Genomic DNA, 26195 nt, shown 5'->3' with positions numbered 1-26195 from the left:
AATAATGCCACATTTTATCGTGTTTGAATATGGATTAGTGAGATAATTATGAGTAAACCAACTTTAGAAATGATTAACAGTCGTCCTGATGATGCGACATTGCTAGCGGATGAAGCTAAATATTGTTCTTTTGGCGATACCGTGCATTATGTGGAACCACCAAAAATCTTTGATGGTTGTGAAGGTAGTTACATGTATGACAAAGAAGGTAAAGCTTTTCTTGACTTACAAATGTGGTATTCTGCGTGTAACTTTGGTTATGCTAATGAACGTTTAAATAATGTGCTTAAAAAGCAAATTGATACTTTACCACAGTGTGCTAGCCAATATTTGCATCCAACTAAAATTGAATTAGCCAAAACCATTGCCCAAGGCATGGAAAAACGTTTTGGTTATGAAGGACGAGTACATTTCAATGTGGGTGGTTCACAATGTATTGAAGACTCTTTAAAATTGGTTCGTAATGCATCTGGCGGTAAATCGTTAATGTTTGCTTTCCAAGGTGGATACCATGGCCGTACTTTAGGGGCTTCATCCATTACATCAAGTTATCGTTATCGTCGTCGCTATGGTCATTTTGGTGATCGTGCTATGTTTGTTCCATTCCCATACCCTTTCCGTCGTCCAAAAGGAATGACAGCAGAAGAATATGGTGAACATTTGGTGGCTGAATTTGCGCGTTTATTTGAAACCGAATACCACGGTGTTTGGGATCCAAAAGTTGGACAAGCGGAATATGCAGCGTTTTATGCCGAACCTTTACAAGCAACAGGTGGTTATATTGTTCCTCCTCGTAATTACTTTAAAGGTCTTAAAAAAGTATTAGATCAGTATGGTATTTTATTAGTCGTTGATGAAATCCAAATGGGCTTTTACCGTACCGGTAAACTTTGGTCAATTGAACACTTTGATGTCAAACCTGATGTTGTGGTTTTTGCTAAAGCATTAACTAATGGTCTTAATCCGCTAGGTGGTTTATGGGCACGTGAAGAATTAATTAATCCACAAGTATTCCCAGTTGGTTCAACTCACTCAACTTTTGCCTCAAATCCACTTGGTACAGCAGTTGGTCTTGAAGTATTAAAAATGACTTCTGAAACTGATTACGAAAAAATGGTCATGGAGAGTGGTGCTTACTTCCTAGAAGGTTTAAAAACACTTGAGAAGAAACACAAAGAGATCGGCGAAGTTGATGGTTTAGGTTTAGCGCTGCGTGCTGAAATCTGTACTGAAGATGGCTTTACAGCCAATAAAGCACTTGTTGACAAAATGGTTGATATTGGTATGTCCGGTGATCTTGATTGGAAAGGTACCAAAATGGGCTTAGTGCTGGATATTGGTGGTTACTATAAAAACGTGATTACCTTTGCGCCATCGTTACACATCTCTCGTCAAGAAATTGATCAGGGTATTGAACTGTTGGATCAATTAATTACCCGAGCTAAAAAAGAGCTTTAATTGTTTTATTTTCATTTTCCCGTCAATGTCTATTGGCGGGACCGCGAGTTACAGCCAATCTTATATTTAACGTTATGAAATATATCAATCAGTTAGAACCCAATGAATTAATAGACAATTTTCTAGCTCATCCTCCACAAGAATTTTCCGCATGGCTGAGTGAAGATGGTGTGCCTGTTTTTTCTGCCAAGTTTGATCTTCTTACTACTGCAGATGATGATTTCAGACATAAAATTCAAAAACTGCCTTTTTACCATAAATGGCAGCGCTATTTACAACCCAATACTTGTTTTGTTGGCGCAACTGTTTCGGAATATGCGTTACTAAATGATAAAGTGGATGCTAATCAATTAGCACAACATCTTAAAATGGCTTATGCTAAGCAATATCCTTTTTTGATTGTTAAAGATATACCTGTCGCATCGCCTTTACTGAGTGAAAAAGAAAATGATTATTCAATGCATCTTATTTCGTCATTAAAAAAACAAGGTTTTATTGAAGTTGACGGGCAAGCATTAGCTTGGCTACCGATTGATTTTGCCAATATGGATGAAATTTTTTCACGATTTTCTTATAGTCGACGTAAAAATTTTAGGCGAAAACTAAAATCACGAGAAAAATTAGTGATTAATATGTTGCATAGTGGTGATGAGTGTTTTTATGACCAAGCGGTTTTAGATGAGTATTATCAATTGTATCTTAATGTTTATCAGCAAAGTGAAATCCATTTTGACTTATTGACTAAACCCTTTTTTACTCAGCTATTACAAAGCAAAACCCAAAATGCGCATATTGTGACTTATCATCATGATGATAAGTTGGTGGGGTACAATATTTGTTTTGTTGTGAACAATATGCTAGTTGATAAGTATATTGGTATGGTTTATCCACAGGCAAGAGAGCTCAATCTCTATTTTGTAAGCTGGTTTGTAAATCTTGAATATGCTTTGCAGCAAGGATTTAGTCATTATATTGCGGGTTGGACCGATCCTGAAGTAAAAGCATCACTAGGTGCAAAATTTACTTTTACTAAGCATCTTGTTTATATTCGTAATTCATTATTCAGAATTATATTACGTAGATTGATTGGTTTCTTTGAAAGTGATAAGGAGAAAGTAGCATGACCTGTCCTATTATTCTCAATTTTGATAGAAGCGTGGGTGATATTTGTTATGCTCAAACGGTTGATGTTACGCAGTGGCAAGATACAATTCGTTTTGGTTGCACTAAGAAACAATTTAGCCAATTTAAACAGGTATTACAGCAATCTTTACCCGAAAGCCATGGCACGGTATTAATGGGCAGTGGTGATTTTCATCATATTTCATTACTACTTATTGAACGTTTAGCAAAGCAATATTCCGCAGATAATCCGATCCAAGTTGTGATTTTTGATAATCATCCAGACAATATGCGCTATCTATTTGGTGTGCATTGTGGATCATGGGTTAGTTATGTGGCAAGTTTGCCGTTTGTGAGTCATGTACATGTGCTAGGCATTACCTCCCATGATATTGGTATAGCTCATTTTTGGGAAAATAGATGGAAACCGCTGCTTCATAAAAAATTGACTTACTGGAGCTTAGATATCAATGTCGCATGGGCAAAAAAAATTGGCTTAGGACATGCTTTTAGGCATTTTTCCACACCAGATGACCTTATTGCTAACTTCTTATCCGAACAATATCATAGCGCACAACCAGTCTATTTATCGATTGATAAAGACGTATTAAGCGAAGAGGTGATTCACACCAACTGGGATCAAGGCAAACTACAAACGTATCATCTGCTTGATACTATATCGTCAATTAAACCTAGAATTATCGGCAGTGATATTACGGGGGAACTGTCAATATGGCAGCCATCAAATTGGTTTAAACGTTTACTCAGTTCGCTTGATAAACAACCGACCATATCACCCAATAACCTTATCAATTGGCAACAAGAGCAACATCAACTTAATTTGACATTATTAAAAGCATTAGCGGTATAAATTGGTGTGAAAAACTTTCAGGAAAGTAGGCGTTTAAGTATAAAATCTTACCTACCTTTCCTTATTATAATTTGAACTTAACGTTGATGATGGTGTGAATCTTGTTTCGATAATTTGCTTTCTGCTAACGCCAAAAAAAGAATGCCTGAAACAATGAGTATTGTACCAATTAACTTGAATAAGGTGATTGGTTCGTTAAATAACCAGATCGAAACAATCATGACAGTCACAATTTCAAAGTGTGATGCCGCAAAAGCAGGACCTACAGGGGCTTTTTTTAATAACGTCATCCAAGTGAAGAAAGTGAGAATATAGCCCACTATTGAAATATAAATCCAAGGATTAGTAAATACGCGAATTAACCATTCTAGGCTCATCTCTAAAGGTTGCGCTTCAACTGCTGTTAATTTAAAACTACATTGCGCAATTGTGTCAAAAAAGAGCAATACAGAAAAACCAATTAAGTAAAATCTAGCCATATTAAGACATCCCTACAAAAACAACACCAGCGGTGATTAATAGCATTCCGATCAAGCGGTAACTAGTTAGTAATTCTTTGAAAATAATACGGCCAACTAGCATGATAGTAATAATATTAAATGAGGCAAGTAATACCCCTTGAGAAAGAGGCACTAAAGTTAAAAAGGCTAACCATAATAAAAATTCAGCCACATAAGAGGTAACGCCAATCCAAATCCACTTATTTTTTGCTAAATCTAGCCAATAGTACCAACCATCGCGATTGTTGGGTGCGATGGCTGCAAATTTAAAAGCGACTTGTCCTAAAGTATCGAAACAAATGTTACTAACCCAAAGTAGAATAACTAATGGTGACATTATGCTTTTATTCCTTCTGCTATATTATCAAAGAAAGAAGCACACTCCTTGATCACTTCGCGGCGCTGGCTATCAATGGTAATTAAATGATAGCTATCATTTAATACCACTAACTTTGTTGGTCCTGATACTTGCTTTTCGACCAATTTGGCATTCGTTTCTATATTGGCGATATCATCGTTACCTGAATGCATAATTAAACAAGGCGAAACTACTTGGGGCAATTGCTTGCGCATAGCTTTTGCCAATAACTGCATTTCGGCAAGCGCAGGGAATGGATTTCCTGCAAGGCCTGCTGATGCAGCATCACCACTTAACATACTTTCAGAGACCACCGCACGAATGCGTTCATCTTTAAGCCCATAAGGTGGTTGTTCAATGAAAACCTGTTTTTGAAAAATACCCAATTTTTTAAAGTAAACAAGTAAGAAAAACAGTTTTTTTGCCCAAAATGGCATACTCCAGCCATCGTAACAAAATGTGGGTGCTAATACGCCAACTCCTTTGATTTGTTCAGGTCTGTCTACTGCCAGTTTGAGCGCAAGTAGTGCCCCCATTGATAGTCCTGCAACAAAGATATTATCCACATGTTGCGCTAAATAATCAGCGCCATCTTGCACGCTTTTATACCAATCTTGCCAAGTTGTTTTACACAGATCTTCTTCCGTACCGCAATGCCCTGCTAACTGGATTGCATAAACCGTAAATCCAGCTTTATGTAAACCATTAGCTAAAATCCGCATTTCATTGGGCGTTCCTGTTAATCCATGAATTAATAGTACGCCATTTTTGTTACCTGGTAGAAAGTACGATAAATCTTCAATTGTACTCATTAGTATTCCTTATTCTTTTACTATCATGACCGGAATTAGCCAATCCTGAGCCTGTTGTAAGGCTTGTGTTACATTAGCAAAACTCTTGATTGCACAGTGCTCAATCTTATTTTTTTCACAATAGTGAACCAGTTTGTCTTTGGCAAACACGAAATCAACATTATGCGATACACAGTAGTCTGATGAACCATCACCAACATACAGTATTTGTGGAAAATATTGTTGTTTTTTTACATGATTACATTTGCAATTACCGCTTTTTTTGATGCAGTCTTGGTTTGCATAGGGGAACTCAAGGCGCCAACTGCGCGCATTATTGTGCATCAATTTATTGGCAAAAATTGGCAAATGTTTAATGCCATGACGTTTTAAAATAAACTCAATGGCATAATCAAGACCGTCGCTAACTACGTGGACAGGGATATTATTTTGTTCAGTATATTGAACAAAGGATTTAAAATCCGGATCAATTTCAATTTGAGATAAGACGTCATTGAGCTCATCTAAGCTTGCATCCATTAAGGCAATTTGCTTGCTCATACATTCTTGAGAGCCAATTTTGCCATTAACCCATAATTCTTCAAGCTCATCACAACCATCCTGACCGAAATGGCTCAGTAACGTGTCGGTAACATCTTTTATACTAATTGTGCCATCAAAATCACACAAAATAATGGGCGTGTGATGTTGTGTATAAGATGGATGCAACAGAGGGTTTGTTATTGATGAAAAAGCACTCATATTGGATATAAAAATAGTCTATTTAAAGATATTGGCGCAGATTTTCTCATAGAGTGACAATAAACTTTGTAGGCTCTTTGTATATATTTTGTAACGAGGGGATAATTGTCTGTATAATGAGGTATCTCTAAGTAAAAGTGGCAGTGATTAAGAACAAATAATGAGTGAACGTATATTAATCATCGAAGATGATCAGCGGTTAGCCAATCTAATTCAAGTTTATCTTATTCGGCAAGGGTATCTTGTTGAATGGCATAATAGCGGTGCAGGCGCTGAAGAAAGAATTCAACAACTTAATCCAGATCTGGTTATATTAGATGTGATGTTACCAGAAAAAACGGGTTTTGATATTTGTCGTGATATACGCACATGGTTTACTAACTACATCCTTATAATGACAGCTAGCGAAGATAATATTGATGAGATCGTTGGGCTGGAATTGGGGGCGGATGATTATTTAGCTAAGCCCGTTGAGCCAAGATTACTGCTTGCCCGCATACGTGCCTTATTAAGACGAAAACAGATAGAAACCGACAAAGACAATCATAAAGAATTGATTGTGCCCTCAAATAATAAAACGCTAATATTTGACAATTTAGTTATCGATGGCGAAAACCGAAAAGTGCTCTTGCAAGAGCAAGAAATTGATTTAACAACAGCTGAATTTGATCTGTTATGGTTACTTGCGCATAATGCAGGGACAATTTTATCCCGAGATGATATTTTTTCTCAGGTAAGAGGGATCGATTTTGATGGTAGCGATCGTTCTATTGATGCACGTGTGTCAAGACTTCGTCGAAAATTACTCGATGATCCAGATAACCCATCACGCATCAAAACTGTACGTGGTAAAGGCTATTTATTTATGCGAGAGGGAGAAAACCATTGAGACAATTATTAGCCAAACCGCTATTTTTTAATCGCCGAATTGTATTTTATCTAGTCATTTTACTTTTATTGCAAAGTATCATTGCTTATGGTGCTTTATTGGTTTTTGATTCATTACCTTCATCATTAACCGATATGCCTGATGATCATATTGTATTTCGAGAATCTCAACGAGGCACGGTAAACCTGATTCGTATGCAAATTAACGAGCACAAAGATCGTCCCCTTCAAGAAGTGGTTAGTGAATTACAACCTTATTTTGGTTACCCTATCGAAGTATTGCCAATTAATACACCATTACCCGATGCGGTACTTAACGAGTTACACAAACTGGACTTTTCTTATGATAGCGATAAAGAGGTCGTTTATATTGATTTAAAAGATGGCAACTTGTTGCAATTAGGCCCCATTGCCATGCGAGATATTTTGGCATCCAACACCATGTCATTGACCATCTTTCTCATTATTTGGGCTGTATTTAGTGCCATCACCTTTTTTATTTTAATTTATATGGCGTTTAGTGCTGTTTGGAAAGATTTGGTTAATATCAGGCAGACCGCAGAACAACTAGGACAAGGTAATTTAAAAGCACGAACCGAAAATGTTAAAGGTTGGTTGTTTAAGCCGCTCGCTAACGTATTAAACAATATGGGCACACATATTGAACACTTAGTAAGTACCAATCAAACGATTTCTCATGCAATGGCACATGAACTACGCACTCCGCTTGCAAGAATGCGATTTGAACTTAGTATGCTTGAAGAAGCTAACGATGAACAAGAAAAACGTCTTCTACAAAAAGGTATGAGTGATGATATTAACGAGCTTGAAACATTAATCAATGCCAGCTTGAATTATTTTAAAATGCAGCAAAGCAATATCGAGCTAAACTTAACGCGTGTAGCACTCAAAGAGTGGGGCGAAAAAGTGTGCCAATCACTGGCGTTATTCAAACCTAAAGAGTTTGAACTAACTTGTAATAGCCAAGATGCATACGCCATGATTGATACCAATTTAGTTGAAACTATTGTAAAAAACCTGTTACTTAATGCGTTTAAATATGCAGCTCATAAAGCGGTTTTAAATATCACCAAACATGAAAATCGTGTTATCCTTGAGATCGATGATGATGGCGCAGGTATTCCTTTTGATGCGCGCGAAAAGATTTTTATGCCTTTTGCCAGACTTGATACTAGCCGTACACGTTCAACTGGTGGTTATGGGCTTGGTTTAGCTTATGTAAAATTAATGGCAGAATTTCATGATGGCAAAGCGTTTGTTGTCACCAGCCCGCTTGGGGGGGCTAGATTTGTAGTTTCGTTAAAATCGGGTGATGAATAAAAGTAGCATTTATTGGTCAATACTGTCAAAAAGCAGTCAGAAAAATATTGATTTTATTTGATTTTTCATGTTTGCTTTGTTGTTGAAAAAACAGGCTATTTTGTTAAAAAACGGCATTGTTTAGCTAAAAGCCAATTTTGTCGATACAAATAGCCGGTTTTTCGTTTCAGAAATAACAAAAATTTGTTATATTCATCAACCAATACAAGAAGTAATAGCAAAGCAAATATTCTTAATTTGTTTCTAATAAATATATCATCAGAGGTTTTTTATGAGCGGTTCACTACCGACAGAGACAGAAACTCGTCCGACTAATTTTATCCGCCAAATTATTGATGCGGATCTTGCTGCTGGCAAATATAAAACAACGCATACCCGCTTTCCGCCAGAGCCAAATGGCTATTTACATATTGGACATGCCAAATCAATTTGTTTAAATTTTGGTATTGCGCAAGACTATCAGGGTAAGTGTAACTTGCGTTTTGACGATACTAATCCAGCTAAAGAAGATATAGAGTATGTTGAGTCGATTAAACAAGATGTCCGTTGGTTAGGGTTTGAATGGGATGGTGAGATTTGTTACTCATCTGACTATTTTGACCGGCTATATGATTATGCAATTGAACTCATCAATAAAGGGCTTGCTTATGTAGATGAACTGTCTGCTGATGAAATTCGTGAATATCGTGGTACTTTAACGCAACCGGGTAAAAATAGTCCTTATCGTGATCGTAGTGTTGAAGAAAACCTAGCTCTTTTTACACAAATGAAAGAAGGCAAATTCGCCGAAGGAAAAGCCTGCCTAAGAGCCAAAATTGACATGGCATCGCCATTTATTGTGATGCGTGATCCGGTATTATACCGCATTAAATTTGCCGAGCATCACCAAACAGGCAATAAATGGTGCATTTACCCAATGTACGATTTTACCCATTGTATTTCAGATGCGATCGAAAATATCACCCATTCACTTTGTACGCTTGAATTCCAAGACAATCGTCGTTTATATGATTGGGTATTAGATAATATTACGATAGAAGCGCGTCCTCATCAGTATGAATTTTCAAGATTAAATTTAGAGTATGCCATTACCTCTAAACGTAAGTTAAATCTATTAGTATCAGAAAAAATTGTCGATGGTTGGGACGATCCACGCATGCCAACAATATCGGGACTACGTCGTCGTGGCTACACACCAGCGTCAATTCGGGAATTTTGCCGTCGAATTGGGGTGACCAAACAAGAAAATACTGTTGAAATGAGTACCCTTGAGTTTTGTATTCGTGAAGACCTGAACGAAAATGCACCTCGTGCAATGGCAGTGCTAGATCCAGTTAAAGTTGTGATTGAAAATTTTTCAGACAGTATTGATGAAATACTTAGCATGCCAAACCATCCAAATCGTCCTGAATTAGGCATGCGTGAAGCGACATTCACCCGTGAAATCTATATCGACCGAGCTGATTTTAGGGAAGAAGCTAACAAAAACTACAAGCGTTTAGTACTCGGTAAAGAAGTGCGTTTGCGTAATGCTTATGTGATTCGTGCTGAGCGCGTTGAAAAAGACGCCGAAGGCAACATCCAAACGATCTATTGTAGCTACGATCCTGCTACATTAAATAAAAACCCAGAAGATGGACGTAAAGTTAAAGGCGTTATTCATTGGGTTTCGGCTAAGTTTGCCAAACCGGCTGAAATTCGTCTGTATGATCGTTTATTTAATACGCCAACCCCAGGTGCAGCCGAGGACTTTTTATCAACCATTAATCCTAATTCATTAATTATTAAACAAGGTTTTGTTGAGCCAAGTTTACAACATGCACAAGCCGAGCATGCTTATCAATTTGAACGTGAGGGCTATTTCTGTTTAGATAATAAATATGCAACCGAAGATAAGCTTGTGTTTAACCGAACCGTGGGTTTAAGGGATAGCTGGAACGAAGCATAATTTAACTAAGTCATTCGCCGACTTATTGGGGCGGCGAATGATTGTAGTTGCCACCTCATTTATATTACTTGAATCTAATTCAATAAATTATTCTTCGTGTTTAAATAATTTTGTTTGTTGATCTAAATAGCTCAGCACATCAGGCATTCGGTGTTTGCCTGCCATTGATTGCACGCTATTAGCTGCATTTATTAGCGGTATGCCTATCGAGGTAACATATAACGGGTGCTTACTTTGACCGCGAAGAACTTCGATCAAATACTCGCTATTGCCTGAAAACGGCTTTTTAGCAACACCAATAATAGGAATGGTTTTGTTTAATGCATGATACAAATGCCCACCTAGCCCTATCTTACCTTCATCCAAATGCACATAACCATCAATCACAATGCAGGTAAGTTTACTTAAATCAATTTTATCAAGCAGTGACATAATGCAAGGCAATTCACGTTGATAGAACTGACCTGATTGATAGGGCGCAACATTATCTTGATAATCTGTGATTACCTGTTCAATTGCTGAGGTTGAATCAGTCCAATGATGAAATAAAACGCCGACCGATTTGGCGCGGTTATCAATGTAATAAACATCAATTGCAAGTATCATATTAAGTTATCTTCTATTCTCACTCTTTTTAATTATGAAGGCTTCTTAACTTCGTTAAGTAGTTTTAATTCAATAATGATTAATGCCATAGCACCAATAACTAAACAAATCCAAATTAACCATTTAGGCAAAAATGAATTCCCTATCGAATCAGCCTTTGTTTTTGATAATACCTTGTTTCTCGATTGACTGTGGGATTTTTTCTAATTCAGCCGAACAATTATCGGCAATAAAGTAGTTCTGTTTGTAATAAATGGTGATTTTATAATTCTGTCAACTGAAGTTTTAAGGTGACGATTTGATCTTTCAAATTAGAAAAATTAATAAATACCACTATATTTATATTTTTTATTTCATGGCAACTTATTTTTTATAGTTAATTAAAATAATAATTTACAAATTTTTAGATAAACAGTAAATCAGTAATTGAATAATAAATCAATATTTTCTGAACAGCCCACTATTAGAATCAACTCCAAAAACTAATTTGTATACTCAAACGTATATTTTTCTGAAAGATTTTGACAAATATTTTCAGGTATTCCATTAAAAGCTTAATCAAGGTTGTTCTTGATAATTCTTTATGATTCTTTATAATTCTTTAAATCCAAAGGAGAAAATTTTTTAAAAATGCTATACTTTGGAATGATTAAAAGTAAATTTAACTTATTTCATAATCAGGCTATGGAAATTAAGATTAAATAAAAAGTAGATAAATTTATGGACAGAATATTATGCAGTACAATTATGGACAGCAGCTCTGGCTGCGTTATATTTTAAATACGTCTAAATCTCCCTTTAGTCGAGTTTTTTCTTTAACCTCATTAGTATCATCAAGATTTCCTATAGCATTAGCTATGTTGTTGCTATTGTCGTATTCGTTACATACTCAGGCATTATCAGCAATTACCACGGGAATCATTGAAGGTAGCGCGCCGTATTTAACATTTGATGGGGGGAAAACCAAGGCCAATACAACAGATGGTTTTCTTTCTTTTACGTTATCAGATGGTACTACAATCACGCCAGAAACCAACAACTCATCAAATTCAAACCCAATTATGTTACCTCGAGTCGGGGAAAGTTTTAATGATATTGACATGTTAATACCAAAATCAATGACATCAATAGGGTTAAATGAGCTAATTACTACACATAAATTATGGGGTGATGATGATGGTGATGGCGATGTAATTGTAGAAACTGAAGGATTATGGGGTGGTGATGAGGGCGATGTAGTAATACCAGGTAGTTTAGAAATTCTTTTACGCGATAGATTTTACAGGAAGGTGAGTCGTAACGATGTTTTAGATATTTGTAAAGCACCTTATCAAATGGTGATTTTTAATGACGAGGGAGTGTTAAGTACACAATACGGTGTGCCTAATCGTACTCCTTTCGAGTATAACGGGACAACGTATTATATCAATCCTCAATCATCACTAAAAGCCTGTTATGCCCAGCCAAGGCCTTCCTATTGGGGGGGGTACTCATCCAACTGATGGTCCTGCTTCCATGTGGGATCCTGATGGTTCAACAAGTTTTTTTATTACTCAATCAACCGACCCAGCATCTTACGATCGAAACTTCCCGACTACTGGTTTAAATGGCCTCTACTTTATTTTAGGAATAGGTGGTGGTGGCGGTCAATTGACTTGGGAACCTGTCACCCATGAGGGTATAACTGCCACAATGGCACCGGGTTTAGATGGTAAACTTGTAAAGGTTACTTTAACTGGTCCGGAGGCAGAAGATCAATGGGAGAATCTTAATCCTAGTCGAATTGCTAAGCCAAATTTACCGCAGACCTTTGAGTTAGTGGGTAGAGATAGTCAGGGTAATGTAGTCGTAAAATATGGATTTGTATTACAGCAGTGGTTTGTCTACCGACAAGACGGAAGGCAAAGGTTACCCTCAGACTCTTGGTGTAGCGGTTTAGGATATCGTCTTTCACGAGTAAAAGACCTTACCAATGCAGTCTGTTCGGGTGAGAACTCTGATAAGTGTCAAGGCGCTGTTGGTGCTACGCCCTCATCAAGTGGTAATTATTACCAGCGTCGAATAGGCGGTGGTTTTTTTTCTGAGTGGGGAAATATACAGCTGTACATAGGTATGGGTGACTTCAATCATAGCTTCCCGACTAGTGATGGGTTTGAGATTTTTCAAGGTAGTGTGCTTACTAACCCTGATCCGAGGCGTTCCGCGCTTTGTGTCGCTCCTTAGCTCTTAATTAATTCTCGCGTCATGGATGAAATTATTTGCCATTTTAAGAATCAACAATCAAAGAAAGCCATCTTAGCCTAAGACAGGCTTTGAGTTGATAACGTTGGTAGGTTATACTTTTTTGCAGTTAAATAGCAAAAGAGTATAACCCAAAAAACAAAACCTCTGGCACTGAGGTTGAAGGACTCTATAACTAATTGATTTGGCTAAAAATAAAATTTTAGTAAAATCAAATATCTAAACAATAATTTTGATGTTTTTTAATATTTTTACTCAAGGCAAAGTCTGGCTTCTTTTTCTCTTTTAAGTTTTGCTAAGTGAGTTAATAGGCATAGAACATTTGGTAGGAATCCAAATGCGTCTTAGACGTACAAAGCGGCTTTCCAATTTGTTATCGCTTGACTAACTGTATTTAAGATAGCCACATTGTTCACTTTCTTTTATAATGTTGTTCTATTTTTTAACCTATGTTTGGCTTAAAAAGAGTAATTAGCATGAAAATTTTAGCTGGCTGTTCTGCTTTATCTGCATTTCGTATTAGTAAAATCTTATCTACTTGTTGTGAAAAATCCATCCCTGTTATCGATATTGAAGCCCAATACCTCCATTTTGTTGATTTGGCTGGCGAGTTAACGGCTGAACAACAGCTAACTTTAGATAAATTATTACAATACGGTCCTAAAACCGCACAAATCAATGTTAAAGAGACATCTAGCAAGCAACTTTTTTTAGTTACTCCAAGAGCCGGAACCATTTCGCCTTGGTCGTCAAAAGCGACGGACATTGCGCATAATTGTGGCTTGTTACAGATTCGCCGTATTGAGCGGGGAATCGCTTATTATGTGCAAGTGAGTTCACCGTTAACCGATTCACAAAAAAATGATTTTTTATCATTGATTCATGATCGCATGATGGAAGCCGTTTTTAGTCGTGTTGAGCAAGCCGAGCAGCTATTCCACGTTGAGTCACCTACGCCTGTAACAACCGTTGATTTATTAGGTCAGGGACGCAAGGCGTTAGAAGACGCTAACCTTAAATTAGGTTTAGCGTTAGCATCTGATGAGATTGATTATTTAGTCGAAAATTTTAAAAAATTAAATCGTAATCCGACTGATATTGAACTTTATATGTTTGCGCAAGCCAACTCTGAACATTGTCGCCATAAGATTTTTAATGCTGATTGGATTATTGATGGGGTAAAGCAGCCTAAATCACTGTTTAAGATGATCAAAAATACCTTTGAACACACCCCTGATTATGTTTCGTCCGCTTATAAGGATAATGCTGCGGTGATGGATGGGTCGAAAGTTGGGCGCTTTTTTGCGGATAATGAGAATAAAACCTACGGTTATCATCAAGAATATGCGGATATTTTAATGAAAGTTGAAACGCATAATCATCCAACAGCCATATCACCTTGGCCGGGTGCAGCAACGGGGAGTGGGGGTGAGATTCGTGATGAGGGTGCAACAGGGCGCGGGGCTAAACCTAAAGCTGGTTTAGTGGGTTTTTCGGTTTCTAACTTGCGGATCCCTAATTTTGAACAACCTTGGGAGCAAGATTTTGGTAAGCCTGATCGTATTGTCAGTGCGTTTGATATTATGATGGATGGTCCTTTAGGGGGAGCAGCGTTTAATAATGAATTTGGTCGTCCGGCTTTATTGGGTTATTTTCGCACTTATGAAGAGCGAGTAAATAGCCATAATGGCGAAGAAGTGAGAGGTTATCATAAACCGATTATGTTAGCGGGTGGTATGGGTAATATACGTCGTGAACATATCCAAAAAGATGAGTTTCCTGCTGGCTCTAAGCTGATTGTGTTAGGTGGTCCAGCAATGAATATTGGTTTAGGCGGTGGCGCTGCTTCATCTATGACATCAGGTCAATCCGATGCAGATCTGGATTTTGCTTCTGTTCAGCGTGATAACCCTGAAATGGAGCGCCGTTGTCAAGAAGTTATCGATCGTTGCTGGCAACTAGGTGAAGATAACCCTATCTTATTTATTCATGATGTGGGTGCTGGAGGGTTATCTAATGCGATGCCTGAGCTAGTTAGTGACGGTGGCTGTGGTGGTCAATTTGAGCTCCGGAAAATACTCAGCGATGAGCTGGGTATGTCCCCGTTAGAAATCTGGTGTAATGAATCGCAAGAACGTTATGTCCTTGCCATCCAATCCGATAAATTAGCATTGTTTGATGAGCTTTGTCAGCGTGAACGAGCGCCTTATGCCGTTATTGGTGAGGCAACAGCGAATAAAGCGCTGATTTTGCATGATGAGCATTTTAATAATAACCCGATAGATTTGCCACTGGATGTACTGCTTGGTAAAACGCCTAAAATGCAACGTGATGTAAAAACACATCAGGCGCATGGTGATAATTTTTCAACTGCTGACATTAATTTATATGATGCGGTCAAACGGGTTTTACACTTACCAACGGTTGCCGAAAAGACCTTTTTAATTACCATTGGTGATCGCTCTGTGACGGGGATGGTGGCGCGAGATCAAATGGTTGGACCTTGGCAAGTACCAGTTGCCGATTGCGCTGTCACCACAGCAAGTTTTGATAGCTATTATGGCGAAGCTATGTCTATGGGAGAGCGCGCGCCAGTTGCGCTAATTAACTTTGCAGCTTCGTCAAGGCTTGCTGTTGGTGAGGCGATTACCAATATTGCCGCAACGAATATTGGTGATATCAAACGCATTAAGCTTTCAGCTAACTGGATGGCCGCCGCTGGCCATCCGGGCGAAGATGCTGGGCTTTATCAGGCCGTTAAAGCAATAGGTGAAGATCTATGCCCAGCATTGGGACTTGCAATTCCGGTTGGTAAAGATTCGATGTCGATGAAAACCACATGGCAAGAAGATGGTGAACAAAAAGCAGTGACATCACCGTTATCATTGGTGATTTCGGCATTTGCGCGCGTTGAAGATGTGCGTAAAACCGTAACACCACAATTGCGTACCGATCAAGATAATACGTTATTGTTGGTTGATTTATCGAAAGGTCATCAAGCATTAGGGGCAACCGCACTTGCGCAAGTGTATCGTCATTTAGGCCAACAAACAGCGGATGTTCATGATCCTAAAGAGCTGCTTGCTTTTTATCAAGCCATTCAAGCTTTAGTCAGTCAAAATGTGTTGCTGGCTTATCATGATCGTTCCGATGGGGGGCTGTTTGTGACATTAGCCGAGATGGCTTTTGCTGGGCATTGTGGTGTTGATGTTGATATTTCTCAATTAGGCCATGATGTGATTGCTTCGCTATTTAATGAGGAGCTTGGTGCTGTTATTCAAGTGGCCAATAGTTGTTTAGATGATGTGATGGCTTGCTTTAAGCAGTTTGGCTTATCCCATACGGTTCATGCTTTGGGTAGTGCTAAAGCAGGACAACAATTTATTGTGCGTAACAAATCTGCTGTGGTTTATAGTGAGTCGCGCTCAATGTTAAGAACATGGTGGGCCGAAACAACTTGGCAGATGCAGCGGTTACGTGATAATCCTGAGTGTGCCGATCAAGAACATCAAGCGAAACAAAATGAAGATGATCCGGGCTTAAATGTGCACTTAACTTTCGATCCACAAACGGACATCGCAGCGCCTTATATTGCTAAAGGTGCAAAACCTAAAGTCGCTATTTTACGTGAACAAGGTGTTAACTCGCATGTCGAGATGGCCGCCGCATTTGATCGAGCTGGTTTTGAGGCCATTGATGTGCATATGACTGATTTACTCTCAGGTCGCATTACTCTTAACCAATTTAGTACACTGGTTGCTTGTGGTGGCTTTTCTTATGGCGATGTGCTAGGCGCGGGCGAAGGTTGGGCTAAATCGATTTTATTTAACGAAAAGGTGCGCGATGAATTTGAACGATTCTTTCATCGCCAAGATACGTTATCGTTAGGGGTTTGTAACGGTTGTCAGATGATGTCAAACCTTAAGGATCTGATTCCAGGGGCTGATTTGTGGCCTCGTTTTGTGCGTAATTTGTCAGAACGTTTTGAAGCGCGCTTTAGCTTAGTGCAAATTCAATCAAGCCCTTCGTTGCTATTTACTGATATGGCGGGATCACATATGCCAATTGCGGTTTCACACGGCGAAGGGCGTGTTGAGGTTTGTGATGATACGCATCTAACTAATTTAGAAGCATCAGCATTAATAGCGGCATGTTATATTGACCATTATGGCAAAGTAACACAGCAGTACCCTGCCAATCCCAATGGTTCACCAAACGGAATTACTGCGGTGACATCTGAAGATGGGCGAGCAACCATTATGATGCCACATCCAGAAAGGGTATTTAGAACAGTTGCTAATTCATGGCATCCAGATAATTGGGGCGAAGATAGCCCATGGATGCGAATGTTCCGTAATGCTCGCAAACAATTAGGTTAAATAAAAAAATCGCCGATATTTTTGTCGGCGATTTTTTTATTAGTGTTTAGGGCTTAGGTGGTTGTTTTTGTCTTTCAATTAGAGGTGTAGCTAACTGGCTATTCATTTTTTGCAACACTTGCTCGGTGGTTTCCCAATTGATACAAGCATCGGTCACTGACACACCATATTTAAAGTTTTCTTGCGGTTGTTCAGAAGATTGGTTGCCTTCAAACAAGTTACTTTCAATCATCACGCCAATAATTGAATTATTACCATGCTTGATTTGTTCAATAATTGAGTCGGCAACAATCGGTTGATTGCGATAATCTTTATTGGAATTGGCATGGCTACAGTCAATCATTAAGTTAGGTAATAACCCTGCTTTTTGCATTTGAATTTCACATAATGCGACATTTTCAGCATCAAAGTTAGGTGTTTTACCACCACGCAAAATAACATGACCATGTGGATTGCCCATTGTTTGTAAAACGGTCACTTGCCCTTGTTGATTAATGCCTACAAAACGATGAGGCATAGAGGCTGATTTCATGGCGTTAATGGCAACATCCAAACTACCATCTGTGCCATTTTTAAAACCGACAGGCATCGAAAGCCCTGAAGCCATTTCTCGATGGGTTTGTGACTCTGTGGTTCTTGCACCGATTGCTGACCAGCTAATTAAATCGGCAATATATTGTGGTGTATTGGGATCTAATGCTTCGGTAGCAATAGGTAAGCCAATTTCAGCAATATCGAGCAGTAATTTGCGTGCTTTTTTTAGTCCATGCTCAATATCAAATGAGCTATCCATATGAGGATCGTTAATCAAACCTTTCCAACCAACAGTGGTTCTTGGTTTTTCAAAATAAACACGCATGACGATAAATAAGTGATCCTTAACTTCGTCTGAGAGTTTTTTTAATTTATGCGCATATTCAAGTGCCGCAATAGGATCATGAATAGAACAAGGACCACAGACGATAAGTAATCGGTGATCTCGCCTTTCTAAAATATCCACAACAGTTTGACGAGACAAGGCTATTTGATTTTTTAAATCTTCAGAAAGAGGATAAAGCTGTTTGATTTCTTCGGGGGTGATTAACATGTGTTCGTCTCGGATTCGAACATTATTTAGGGTATCTTTTAACATTTTTATTTTCCTTGTTAAAATCATTTATATTTTATATGTAAAATATTAATTACATAAACGCTTATTATGTAAACACAAAATTACATAATAGTAAATGAAATTTTTACTGTTTACTAAATGATTCATTTTTATATTTTGTGACTTGATAAAAAGATACTTGCAAAACGGGTATCTAAACAAACCAGATCTAAAATTGTGTAATTAAATGTTTACATTTCGATAAGTTATAGGAAAACACCGAGTTGTTCACACTTCATGATTAAAATAATCCGCTAAAAATGCATAAAGTGTTTTATCTGAAATCACATTATGTGGTTTAACCGTATTATAAAAGTTAATAAATTTCTTAACCTTTTATTTTCTATCTTTTGAATTGCTAACTATTGTTGATTAGGTTACTTCTTCATAAATTTCCGTATCAGGCTTTCGGCTTTGCCATTCGTTTGTCGGCAGGTAGGTTTAGTGAATTTTTGATTGATACAATGGTTATCACATGTTTTAACGAATAGATATTGCGAAGTCTCAATTAATCGTGAAACGGTATAGAATCCTGAATATTTTTTACAAAAAATATAACCGAAAAAGTGAACACTTTTCTTCATTAAAGTACCTATCTCTTATGGCTTTGTCATTCATGTGTGGACAAGCTGATTTTGTGAATTTTTAATTGATATGATGGTTATCACACGTTTTAACGAATAGATATTGCGAAGTCTAAATTAATCGCGAAACGGTATAGACTCCTGAATATTTTTTACAAAAAATATAACCGAAAAAGTGAACACTTTTCTTCATTAAAGTACCTATCTCTTATGGCTTTGTCATTCATGTGTGGACAAGCCGGTTTTGTGAATTTTTGATTGATACGATGGTTATCACATGTTTTAACGAATAGATATTGCGAAGTCTAAATTAATCGCGAAACGGTATAGAATCCTGAATATTTTTTACAAAAAATATAACTGAATATGATATAAGCGCCATATCGCTTATTTGTGATACGGCGTTAGTTTTGTTATATATATTCATTAACGTAGTTTCTTAACTTACTAGCAATGATGCGACTAGTTTTATCAATCATTGATTAAGTAAGTTGTATAGATTGAAATACCACGTCTTTATCAATGCCATCAATCACTTCAGCGTGCCCAATTTTAGTGGGTACAACTAGCCGTAATTGTCCAGATAGTACTTTTTTGTCTCGTAACATGTGTGGTAGGTAAGATTCAATCGGCATTGTTGTTGGTCTGTTAACCGGTAGCTTAGCACGAATTAATAAGTTTTTAATCCGTTCAATATCTGCTTGGGTTAATTTACCAAGTAATTTTGCGGTTTGTGCAGCCATTAGCATACCGACACTGACGGCTTCGCCATGTAGCCAGTTTCCATAGCCTAATTCTGCCTCTATCGCATGACCATAAGTATGACCAAGATTTAAAATGGCGCGCATGTTTTGTTCAGTTTCGTCAGCAGCAACCACTTTTGCTTTTAGTTCGCAGCAATGGTAAATACAGTAACTTAATGCGTTAACATCTAAATTTAATAAATCTTCTATATGTTGTTCTAACCAATTAAAAAATTCGGGGTCTAAAATAATACCGTATTTTATCACTTCAGCAAGTCCTGCCGAAAGTTCTCGTTGCGGTAATGTTTTTAAACAATTGAGATCAATGACAACTGATTGCGGTTGATAAAATGCGCCAATCATATTTTTACCCAGTGGATGATTAATCGCGGTTTTGCCACCTACAGATGAGTCAACTTGAGATAGTAGTGTGGTAGGTACTTGAATAAACTTAATGCCACGTTGATAAGCTGATGCGGCAAATCCAGCAACATCACCAATGACGCCCCCACCAAGTGCAATAAGGATTGAGCTTCGGGTATGATTATGGGCAAGCAAGGCTGTGAGTATCGTATTCCATGTTTCCATCGTTTTATACTGCTCACCATCAGGAACAACGACTGAATCGGTCTTTATACCATGCTTTTCAAGCATATCAATTAATGTTTGTAAATAAAGGGGCGCGATAGTTTCATTCGTAACAATGAGCACGCGTTGACCAGCTTGGAGTTTAAAATGTTGAAATTCGCTTAGTAGATTTTCACCAATAGTGATGGGGTAACTGCGTTTAGCTAATGCCACATTTAATATTTTTTGCATAATAATTTCCAGACAAGTCAAAGCCAATTTATTGTTGCATGTTAGCGATAAAAAAGTGGCAGTGCAACTTAGAATCATTTAAACTTAATGATAATTTCGATTTGTGATATTAAATTTTATATGTCTTTATCTATTGTTTTAGCACAAAAAAATTGGCGTGTGGGCGATATTGAAGGGAACGCTCAACAGATTATTGAATTGATAAACAGCCACTCATCCGACGATCTCATTATTTTTTCAGAACTTGCTTTGTGTGGGTATCCACCCGAAGATTTAATTTTCCGTGTTGATTTTAAAGAACGTTGTCAAAACGCATTATCATTAATTCAACAAGCAAGTATACAGTGTGCAGTCATTGTTGGTCATCCGCATTGGCAAGATCAAAATATTTATAATGCGCTTTCCTTTTTTTGTGATGGAAAATTGTTAGCTTGCTATCATAAACAATGGCTACCCAATTACGATGTATTTGATGAAAAGCGTTATTTTTCTGCTGACAATCACACTTGCGTAGTCAATTTTAAAGGTCAAAAGATTGGCTTGTTAATTTGTGAAGATCTTTGGCAAAATCAGCCAATCGATGATATTAAACAAGCTCAAGTTGATTTTGTGGTAGCAATTAATGCTTCGCCTTACGATTATGCAAAACAAAAACATCGACATGATTTAGTTAAACGACATGCAAAACGAACAGAGTTACCTATTATCTATGTCAATCAAGTGGGGGGGCAAGATGAATTAGTTTTTGACGGTGGATCTTTTGTTTGTAATGAACACGGTGAAATTGTTTGTCAGCTAAATTCATTTGAAGAACAAATTGTTGCTTTTCAATTGGGTATAAATCATCCCGTGATAATTGATAAGAATGAAAATAATCAATTAGCTTCAGTTTATGATGCATTAGTACTTGCAACTCGCGATTATGTGACTAAAAATGGTTTCCAAGGCGCAGTATTAGGGCTTTCTGGTGGTATTGATTCTGCTTTAACCCTTGCTATTGCGGTTGATGCTTTAGGTAAAGATAAAGTGCAAGCGGTGATGATGCCGTTTCGTTATACAGCCGATATTAGTATTGCAGATGCCAAAGAAGAAGCCGAAATATTGGGGGTTGAATTTAACATTGTTTCAATAGAGCCGATGTTTGATGCATTTATGTCATCGCTAAGCCCACTGTTTTTAGATACACAAAAAGATACAACGGAAGAAAACCTACAAGCCCGTTGTCGTGGTGTTATTTTAATGGCACTGTCAAATAAGCGTCGTAGTTTGGTGCTAACAACGGGTAATAAAAGTGAAATGTCGGTAGGTTATGCAACCCTTTATGGTGATATGGCTGGTGGTTTTGATGTGCTTAAAGATGTTCCTAAAACAATGGTGTTTGCGTTGTCAAAATACCGAAATACGCGTTCTTATGTTATTCCTGAGAGAGTGATAACACGACCACCTTCAGCGGAGTTAGCACCTGATCAAAAAGATGAAGATAGCTTACCTCCTTATGATATTTTAGATGGCATTTTGAAAGGTTATGTCGAACACGATCTTTCCATTGAACAACTTATTGCACAAGGTTATGATGAGGCGACAATAAGGCGAGTGATTAAATTGGTCGATATCAATGAGTATAAACGTCGCCAATCAGCTGTTGGCCCGAAAATCACAGCTCGTAACTTTGGCAAAGGTCGACGTTATCCAATTACTTCTGCTTTTGGGTTTAAAAATTGGTAATTTTGAATTAAAGGAAAATAGATATGAAAAAAATTGAAGCAATTATTAAACCATTTAAACTTGATGATATTCGAGAAGCGCTTGCCGAGCAAGGTATTACCGGTATGACAGTAACTGAAGTTAAAGGTTTTGGGCGGCAAAAAGGCCATACAGAGCTTTATCGTGGTGCAGAATATATGGTTGATTTTTTACCCAAAGTGAAAATTGAGCTAGTTGTTTCAGATGATATTTTAGATATGTGTATCGAAACTATTATGAAAACCGCTCAAACGGGCAAAATCGGTGATGGCAAAATTTTTGTTTATAATGTTGAGCAGGTTATTCGTATTCGCACGGGTGAAATGGATGATTTAGCGATTTAATTTTAATTATTGAAGAATGTCTGGTCGTTCTTGCTTGAGTAGTTCAGGGGTTACAATACCTTGAATAGAACAAATAAGAAGATTCATATTTGGACTTTTTTCAAGTAATAGTAGTTTTTCAGTAGTATTCGGTGCTGGAATGGTTTTTACTCCAACAACAGTACCGGTATTTTTATGCCAGGTTTGGATGTCATCATCAATACTTCGTACCTTTGGATTTCCGATATAAAGTAGGTTATCCTCCATATTTTTCCAATCTATAAACCCCAATGCTTCTTTGATTTGATTAATATCATTATCGATGATAAATCCCCAAAAATAATATTTTCCCATTTTACCAAGATCCATAGCACTATCATAATAGCCTGTAATTTTTAGGTTTTTATAAGTCATGGGGGTTTTGAAATTAACATGGTTTTTGGCGATATCTGAACGATTTTCTACAGGAATGTAAGCTTGGTTTTGGTTAAAATTTTTGATGTCAGTATATTTTTCTAATTCATCTTTATGGGTATAAACTTGTTTAAAAAATTCAGGGGTACAAAGTATTAACGAATCAATTAAGGGTAATTTATCGGCAGATGCGACAAAAGAGTAAAACATAAAAAATAAAGCAAAAATGTTTTTTATCATGTTGATTCAATTCGACAAAAATTAAGTACCATTAAGTTAACAGGTTTTGATTGTATAATTATTACGACAGAATAACAATGTTAAAGCTATTTTTCTTTTGTTAAGAATTATTAAGATTTATTTTTTCTTAATGCTATTTTTTTACAAAAATTGTTCCAATTTCACAAAAATATAATTTATCAAGCAATAATATATTTAATCTTTATATATGGAATGCAGATCCCATAATTATGAATTTATTTAGAAATAGTTTGAATATAGCATAGCTATAATTTAGATTAACCAGTAAGTTATTTCGGTTACTTAATAAAATTCAGATGGAAATTAATTATGTGCTCAATATTTGCAAATCGAATTTTAACAGTACTTTCTGACATTGAAGATATTTCAATCAAAACATTTTTTGGTGGATTTAGCGTTAATAGTAAAGATACAATGTTTGGCTGGATTACCCAAAAAGATTTTTATTTAAGAGGGCATCCTGATTATCGCTCATTTTTTATTGATTTAGGTATGCAGCCGTTGAGTATAACAATGGGGATGTCAACGAAATTACTTGATTACTATAAAGTTGATGAGGAACTTTTTAAGGCTCAAGAAAAATTAGTTACTATGGTAAATATGGTGATCACATATACTAAAAAGGAGCTACACGAAAAAAATGAAATTAAAGCAAATCGGATAAAAGAACTACCCAATATGACCTTGTCATTAGAAAGGTTATTGTGCAGTGTTGGCATCAAAGATGTCGAAACATTTCAACAAGTAGGGTATTTAAGTGCATATTATAAGATAAAAAAGAAAAAGGAAGCCATTTCAATGAATATATTATTTGTTTTATATAGTTCATTGAATCGATTTCATGTTGCTACTTTATCAAAGGAAACTAAAAATGAAATTGAGCTTGAATACCAATGTTTTTTAGAGCGGATGAATAAAAATTTACATGAAGAATAATTTTGGCAAGCCATGTTAATTACAATAGATTAGTAATATCACAAAAAGCTACCTAAAAATAATTTATAGCAAAGTATCATTGCATTATTAGCTAACTTTTTATGATGATATTAATTCCCTACCTACTATATCTAGTTTGAAGATTTTCTACGAGGTGGGCGCCTAAAAGGTTTTGGTGTTGGTAAGTCAATTAATAATGCTGAAGGGTCATATTGGCTCACGGGAATAGCATGATCAATTGCTTTTTCAATAGCAGGCAAATTTTGCGAATAACGTTCACAGGCTAACGAAATCGAGTAACCTTCGGCTCCTGCACGCCCTGTTCGTCCAATTCGATGTCGATAATCATCACAATCATCAGGTAAATCATAATTGAATACATGGGTAACATTAGGAATGTGTAATCCTCGAGCAGCGACATCGGTGGCGACTAAAATATCAAGGTGACCTTGTGTAAATTGCTCTAAAATTGATAAGCGCTTCTTCTGAGCAATATCGCCAGTTAATAATCCAACGCGATGACCATCTGCAATAAGATGTCGCCAAATCTTTTCGCAAGTTACTTTGGTATTAGCAAACACAATGCAACGATCTGGCCACTCTTCCTCAATCAGGGTTTGTAAAAGTGCTAATTTATCTTCATTAGATGGGAAAAATAGCTCTTCTTTGATGCGATGACCAATTTTTTGTTCCGGTTCAATTTCGACATATTGTGGATTGTTCATATGTTCAAAGGCTAATTCACGCACATTATGTGTTAATGTTGCAGAAAACAACATAGTTAACCTTTTTTGTGGTGGGGTCATATGTTTGAAAACCCAACGTATATCGCGGATAAATCCTAAATCGAACATGCGATCAGCTTCGTCTAACACGACAACTTGAATTGCGTCTAAATTAATGTAATTTTGCTTCGCATAATCAATCAATCGCCCTGTTGTTGCAATTAAGATATCGACACCAGTAGAGAGTGTTTTTAATTGCTTATCGTAGCCATCGCCGCCGAAAGCTAACCCTAATTTTAAGCCCGTTTCTTCAGATAAAACTTCAGCATCATGATAAATTTGCACAACTAATTCGCGTGTTGGTGCAATAATAATAGCTCTTGGTTGATTGGTTTTGTGATCGGGCAAAGGTTCATGGTTCAACAAGTGATTAAATGTTGATGCCAAAAATGCCATTGTTTTGCCAGTTCCAGTTTGTCCTTGTCCAGCAATATCAGTTCCTTTAGCAGTTAATGGTAATGTTTTTTCTTGAATAGGGGTACAATAAACAAACCCTTTTTTCTCAAGCGCTTTTAACACTAAAGGATGAAGGGGGAATTGACTAAAAGTTGTTTTGGTAAGATATGATTGAATCATTATGGTTGCGGATATAATTATCAGAATTTTGAGATTATAACATACTAAATACAGTGGCATCACTAATAATTATATCCTATTATACTAATTACTAGTCGAGTAATTTAAACTCATCTATTATTGCATTAAGTAAAATATGTTGGAGATAAAAATGAGTAATAATATCGTTCAGTTATCGGAAGCTACTTTCGATAAAACAATTAATGAATCAGCAAAACCAGTACTTGTTGATTTTTGGGCATCTTGGTGTGGACCTTGTAAAATGATTGCTCCGATTTTGGAAGAAATAGCTCAAGAATATGCTGATAAAATCGTTATTGCTAAATTAAATGTTGAAGAAAACCCAAATGTAGCACCTAAGTTTGGTATTCGAGGGATTCCTACCTTATTGATTTTTAAAAATGGACAAGTAGTTGCCACTCAAGTAGGGGCTTTATCTAAAGCTCAGCTTAAAGATTTTATCGATCCGCAATTATAATAGATATCCTATATTTGGATACGAGTTGTTAAAAGAGTAATGAGTTATATATTACTCTTTTGGATTCTATCTTTTTACTAGGTTTAGCAACTTAGAACAACTAATTCAATTAAATATA

Annotated in this window: 22 protein-coding genes; 13 read left to right on the top strand and 9 right to left on the bottom strand. The window is 36.8% G+C overall.

From position 1 onward, the window contains the following. Positions 1 to 48 precede the first annotated feature (48 nt). From ACYIAL_RS05650 to ACYIAL_RS05640, 3 genes are all read left to right on the top strand, one after another. A complete protein-coding gene (locus ACYIAL_RS05650) occupies positions 49 to 1458 on the top strand; it encodes an aspartate aminotransferase family protein (protein WP_141669987.1) in 1410 nt (469 codons plus the stop codon). Between the two features lie 74 nt (positions 1459 to 1532). After that, a complete protein-coding gene (locus ACYIAL_RS05645) occupies positions 1533 to 2582 on the top strand; it encodes a GNAT family N-acetyltransferase (RefSeq protein ID WP_483751178.1) in 1050 nt (349 codons plus the stop codon). Continuing rightward, positions 2579 to 3451, top strand: a complete 873-nt coding sequence (locus ACYIAL_RS05640) for an arginase family protein (protein WP_174797662.1) — start codon at positions 2579 to 2581, stop codon at positions 3449 to 3451. The genes ACYIAL_RS05645 and ACYIAL_RS05640 overlap by 4 nt, the downstream gene beginning before the upstream one ends. A 77-nt stretch (positions 3452 to 3528) precedes the next feature. Here ACYIAL_RS05640 and ACYIAL_RS05635 read toward each other — a convergent pair whose 3' ends face one another. The 4 genes from ACYIAL_RS05635 to ACYIAL_RS05620 are packed head-to-tail and all read right to left on the bottom strand — an operon-like array spanning position 3529 to position 5862. Then, complete coding sequence (locus ACYIAL_RS05635; RefSeq protein ID WP_065639066.1) at positions 3529 to 3930, bottom strand: DMT family transporter; 402 nt, start codon at positions 3928 to 3930, stop codon at positions 3529 to 3531. Position 3931: 1 nt separating this feature from the next. Continuing rightward, positions 3932 to 4288 carry an EamA family transporter gene (locus tag ACYIAL_RS05630; protein WP_174797660.1) on the bottom strand — a complete coding sequence of 119 codons (357 nt, stop codon included), beginning with the start codon at positions 4286 to 4288 and terminating at the stop codon, positions 3932 to 3934. Beyond that, a complete protein-coding gene (locus tag ACYIAL_RS05625) occupies positions 4288 to 5121 on the bottom strand; it encodes an alpha/beta hydrolase (RefSeq protein WP_160402257.1) in 834 nt (277 codons plus the stop codon). The genes ACYIAL_RS05630 and ACYIAL_RS05625 overlap by 1 nt, the downstream gene beginning before the upstream one ends. A gap of 9 nt (positions 5122 to 5130) precedes the next feature. Then, the gene (locus ACYIAL_RS05620) at positions 5131 to 5862 is read right to left on the bottom strand and encodes an MtnX-like HAD-IB family phosphatase (RefSeq protein WP_483746978.1); all 732 of its coding nucleotides are present in this window, start codon (positions 5860 to 5862) and stop codon (positions 5131 to 5133) included. Positions 5863 to 6022: 160 nt separating this feature from the next. On the opposite strand from ACYIAL_RS05620, the gene ACYIAL_RS05615 reads away from it, so the two are divergent. From ACYIAL_RS05615 to glnS, 3 genes are all read left to right on the top strand, one after another. Then, the gene (locus ACYIAL_RS05615) at positions 6023 to 6751 is read left to right on the top strand and encodes a winged helix-turn-helix domain-containing protein (protein WP_174797657.1); all 729 of its coding nucleotides are present in this window, start codon (positions 6023 to 6025) and stop codon (positions 6749 to 6751) included. Next, complete coding sequence (locus ACYIAL_RS05610; protein ID WP_174797656.1) at positions 6748 to 8091, top strand: ATP-binding protein; 1344 nt, start codon at positions 6748 to 6750, stop codon at positions 8089 to 8091. The genes ACYIAL_RS05615 and ACYIAL_RS05610 overlap by 4 nt, the downstream gene beginning before the upstream one ends. 271 nt (positions 8092 to 8362) lie before the next feature. After that, a complete protein-coding gene (gene glnS / locus ACYIAL_RS05605; protein WP_483751177.1) occupies positions 8363 to 10039 on the top strand; it encodes a glutamine--tRNA ligase in 1677 nt (558 codons plus the stop codon). A gap of 87 nt (positions 10040 to 10126) precedes the next feature. Here glnS and ACYIAL_RS05600 read toward each other — a convergent pair whose 3' ends face one another. Next, on the bottom strand, positions 10127 to 10645 hold the full coding sequence (locus ACYIAL_RS05600; RefSeq protein ID WP_174787055.1) for an endonuclease V: 519 nt from the start codon (positions 10643 to 10645) through the stop codon (positions 10127 to 10129). 734 nt (positions 10646 to 11379) lie between these two features. Between ACYIAL_RS05600 and ACYIAL_RS05595 the strand changes: the two genes are divergently transcribed. The 3 genes from ACYIAL_RS05595 to purL all read left to right on the top strand — a co-directional run bounded on the left by ACYIAL_RS05595 (position 11380) and on the right by purL (position 17265). Further along, a complete protein-coding gene (locus tag ACYIAL_RS05595; RefSeq protein ID WP_483751176.1) occupies positions 11380 to 12147 on the top strand; it encodes a hypothetical protein in 768 nt (255 codons plus the stop codon). Next, positions 12101 to 12868 carry a hypothetical protein gene (locus tag ACYIAL_RS05590; protein WP_483751175.1) on the top strand — a complete coding sequence of 256 codons (768 nt, stop codon included), beginning with the start codon at positions 12101 to 12103 and terminating at the stop codon, positions 12866 to 12868. Before ACYIAL_RS05595 ends, ACYIAL_RS05590 begins: the two co-directional genes overlap by 47 nt. Positions 12869 to 13362: 494 nt before the next feature. Continuing rightward, on the top strand, positions 13363 to 17265 hold the full coding sequence (gene purL / locus ACYIAL_RS05585) for a phosphoribosylformylglycinamidine synthase (protein WP_483751174.1): 3903 nt from the start codon (positions 13363 to 13365) through the stop codon (positions 17263 to 17265). A gap of 46 nt (positions 17266 to 17311) precedes the next feature. Here purL and ACYIAL_RS05580 read toward each other — a convergent pair whose 3' ends face one another. Continuing rightward, positions 17312 to 18397: a 3-deoxy-7-phosphoheptulonate synthase gene (locus ACYIAL_RS05580; RefSeq protein WP_483751173.1), complete on the bottom strand. Its 1086-nt coding sequence runs from the start codon at positions 18395 to 18397 to the stop codon at positions 17312 to 17314. A 1084-nt stretch (positions 18398 to 19481) separates the two neighbouring features. Next, positions 19482 to 20561, bottom strand: coding sequence for a 3-dehydroquinate synthase (gene aroB / locus ACYIAL_RS05575; RefSeq protein WP_483746971.1), 1080 nt, complete (start codon positions 20559 to 20561; stop codon positions 19482 to 19484). Positions 20562 to 20648: 87 nt separating this feature from the next. On the opposite strand from aroB, the gene ACYIAL_RS05570 reads away from it, so the two are divergent. Together ACYIAL_RS05570 and glnB are read left to right on the top strand one after the other, a co-directional pair. Then, positions 20649 to 22286 (top strand): NAD+ synthase, encoded by a 1638-nt coding sequence (locus ACYIAL_RS05570; RefSeq protein ID WP_483746970.1) that lies wholly within the window; start codon positions 20649 to 20651, stop codon positions 22284 to 22286. Positions 22287 to 22309: 23 nt separating this feature from the next. Next, the gene (gene glnB, locus ACYIAL_RS05565; protein WP_065638414.1) at positions 22310 to 22648 is read left to right on the top strand and encodes a nitrogen regulatory protein P-II; all 339 of its coding nucleotides are present in this window, start codon (positions 22310 to 22312) and stop codon (positions 22646 to 22648) included. Positions 22649 to 22654: 6 nt separating this feature from the next. Here glnB and ACYIAL_RS05560 read toward each other — a convergent pair whose 3' ends face one another. Beyond that, positions 22655 to 23281, bottom strand: a complete 627-nt coding sequence (locus tag ACYIAL_RS05560) for a hypothetical protein (RefSeq protein WP_483746969.1) — start codon at positions 23279 to 23281, stop codon at positions 22655 to 22657. 330 nt (positions 23282 to 23611) lie between these two features. On the opposite strand from ACYIAL_RS05560, the gene ACYIAL_RS05555 reads away from it, so the two are divergent. Continuing rightward, a complete protein-coding gene (locus ACYIAL_RS05555; protein WP_174797958.1) occupies positions 23612 to 24238 on the top strand; it encodes a TfoX/Sxy family protein in 627 nt (208 codons plus the stop codon). A 131-nt stretch (positions 24239 to 24369) separates the two neighbouring features. Here ACYIAL_RS05555 and rhlB read toward each other — a convergent pair whose 3' ends face one another. Continuing rightward, positions 24370 to 25599: an ATP-dependent RNA helicase RhlB gene (rhlB, locus tag ACYIAL_RS05550; RefSeq protein WP_483746968.1), complete on the bottom strand. Its 1230-nt coding sequence runs from the start codon at positions 25597 to 25599 to the stop codon at positions 24370 to 24372. 151 nt (positions 25600 to 25750) lie between these two features. Here rhlB and trxA point away from each other — a divergent pair, with 151 nt between their 5' ends. After that, a complete protein-coding gene (trxA, locus tag ACYIAL_RS05545) occupies positions 25751 to 26077 on the top strand; it encodes a thioredoxin TrxA (RefSeq protein ID WP_174797956.1) in 327 nt (108 codons plus the stop codon). Positions 26078 to 26195: the final 118 nt, after the last annotated feature.

This window comes from Gilliamella sp. X-57 (genome assembly GCF_057063565.1).
The sequence above is the reverse complement of the archived record's forward strand: the minus strand, read 5'-3'. Positions and strand labels throughout refer to the sequence as shown.

Coding starts and splice junctions, on each gene's coding strand:
- ACYIAL_RS05650 (WP_141669987.1), top strand. CDS start 49: ATGAGTAAACCAACTTTAGAAATGATTAACAGTCGTCCTGATGATGCG.
- ACYIAL_RS05645 (WP_483751178.1), top strand. CDS start 1,533: ATGAAATATATCAATCAGTTAGAACCCAATGAATTAATAGACAATTTT.
- ACYIAL_RS05640 (WP_174797662.1), top strand. CDS start 2,579: ATGACCTGTCCTATTATTCTCAATTTTGATAGAAGCGTGGGTGATATT.
- ACYIAL_RS05635 (WP_065639066.1), bottom strand. CDS start 3,930: ATGGCTAGATTTTACTTAATTGGTTTTTCTGTATTGCTCTTTTTTGAC.
- ACYIAL_RS05630 (WP_174797660.1), bottom strand. CDS start 4,288: ATGTCACCATTAGTTATTCTACTTTGGGTTAGTAACATTTGTTTCGAT.
- ACYIAL_RS05625 (WP_160402257.1), bottom strand. CDS start 5,121: ATGAGTACAATTGAAGATTTATCGTACTTTCTACCAGGTAACAAAAAT.
- ACYIAL_RS05620 (WP_483746978.1), bottom strand. CDS start 5,862: ATGAGTGCTTTTTCATCAATAACAAACCCTCTGTTGCATCCATCTTAT.
- ACYIAL_RS05615 (WP_174797657.1), top strand. CDS start 6,023: ATGAGTGAACGTATATTAATCATCGAAGATGATCAGCGGTTAGCCAAT.
- glnS (WP_483751177.1), top strand. CDS start 8,363: ATGAGCGGTTCACTACCGACAGAGACAGAAACTCGTCCGACTAATTTT.
- ACYIAL_RS05600 (WP_174787055.1), bottom strand. CDS start 10,645: ATGATACTTGCAATTGATGTTTATTACATTGATAACCGCGCCAAATCG.
- ACYIAL_RS05595 (WP_483751176.1), top strand. CDS start 11,380: ATGCAGTACAATTATGGACAGCAGCTCTGGCTGCGTTATATTTTAAAT.
- ACYIAL_RS05590 (WP_483751175.1), top strand. CDS start 12,101: ATGCCCAGCCAAGGCCTTCCTATTGGGGGGGGTACTCATCCAACTGAT.
- purL (WP_483751174.1), top strand. CDS start 13,363: ATGAAAATTTTAGCTGGCTGTTCTGCTTTATCTGCATTTCGTATTAGT.
- ACYIAL_RS05580 (WP_483751173.1), bottom strand. CDS start 18,397: ATGTTAAAAGATACCCTAAATAATGTTCGAATCCGAGACGAACACATG.
- aroB (WP_483746971.1), bottom strand. CDS start 20,561: ATGCAAAAAATATTAAATGTGGCATTAGCTAAACGCAGTTACCCCATC.
- ACYIAL_RS05570 (WP_483746970.1), top strand. CDS start 20,649: ATGATAATTTCGATTTGTGATATTAAATTTTATATGTCTTTATCTATT.
- glnB (WP_065638414.1), top strand. CDS start 22,310: ATGAAAAAAATTGAAGCAATTATTAAACCATTTAAACTTGATGATATT.
- ACYIAL_RS05560 (WP_483746969.1), bottom strand. CDS start 23,281: ATGATAAAAAACATTTTTGCTTTATTTTTTATGTTTTACTCTTTTGTC.
- ACYIAL_RS05555 (WP_174797958.1), top strand. CDS start 23,612: ATGTGCTCAATATTTGCAAATCGAATTTTAACAGTACTTTCTGACATT.
- rhlB (WP_483746968.1), bottom strand. CDS start 25,599: ATGATTCAATCATATCTTACCAAAACAACTTTTAGTCAATTCCCCCTT.
- trxA (WP_174797956.1), top strand. CDS start 25,751: ATGAGTAATAATATCGTTCAGTTATCGGAAGCTACTTTCGATAAAACA.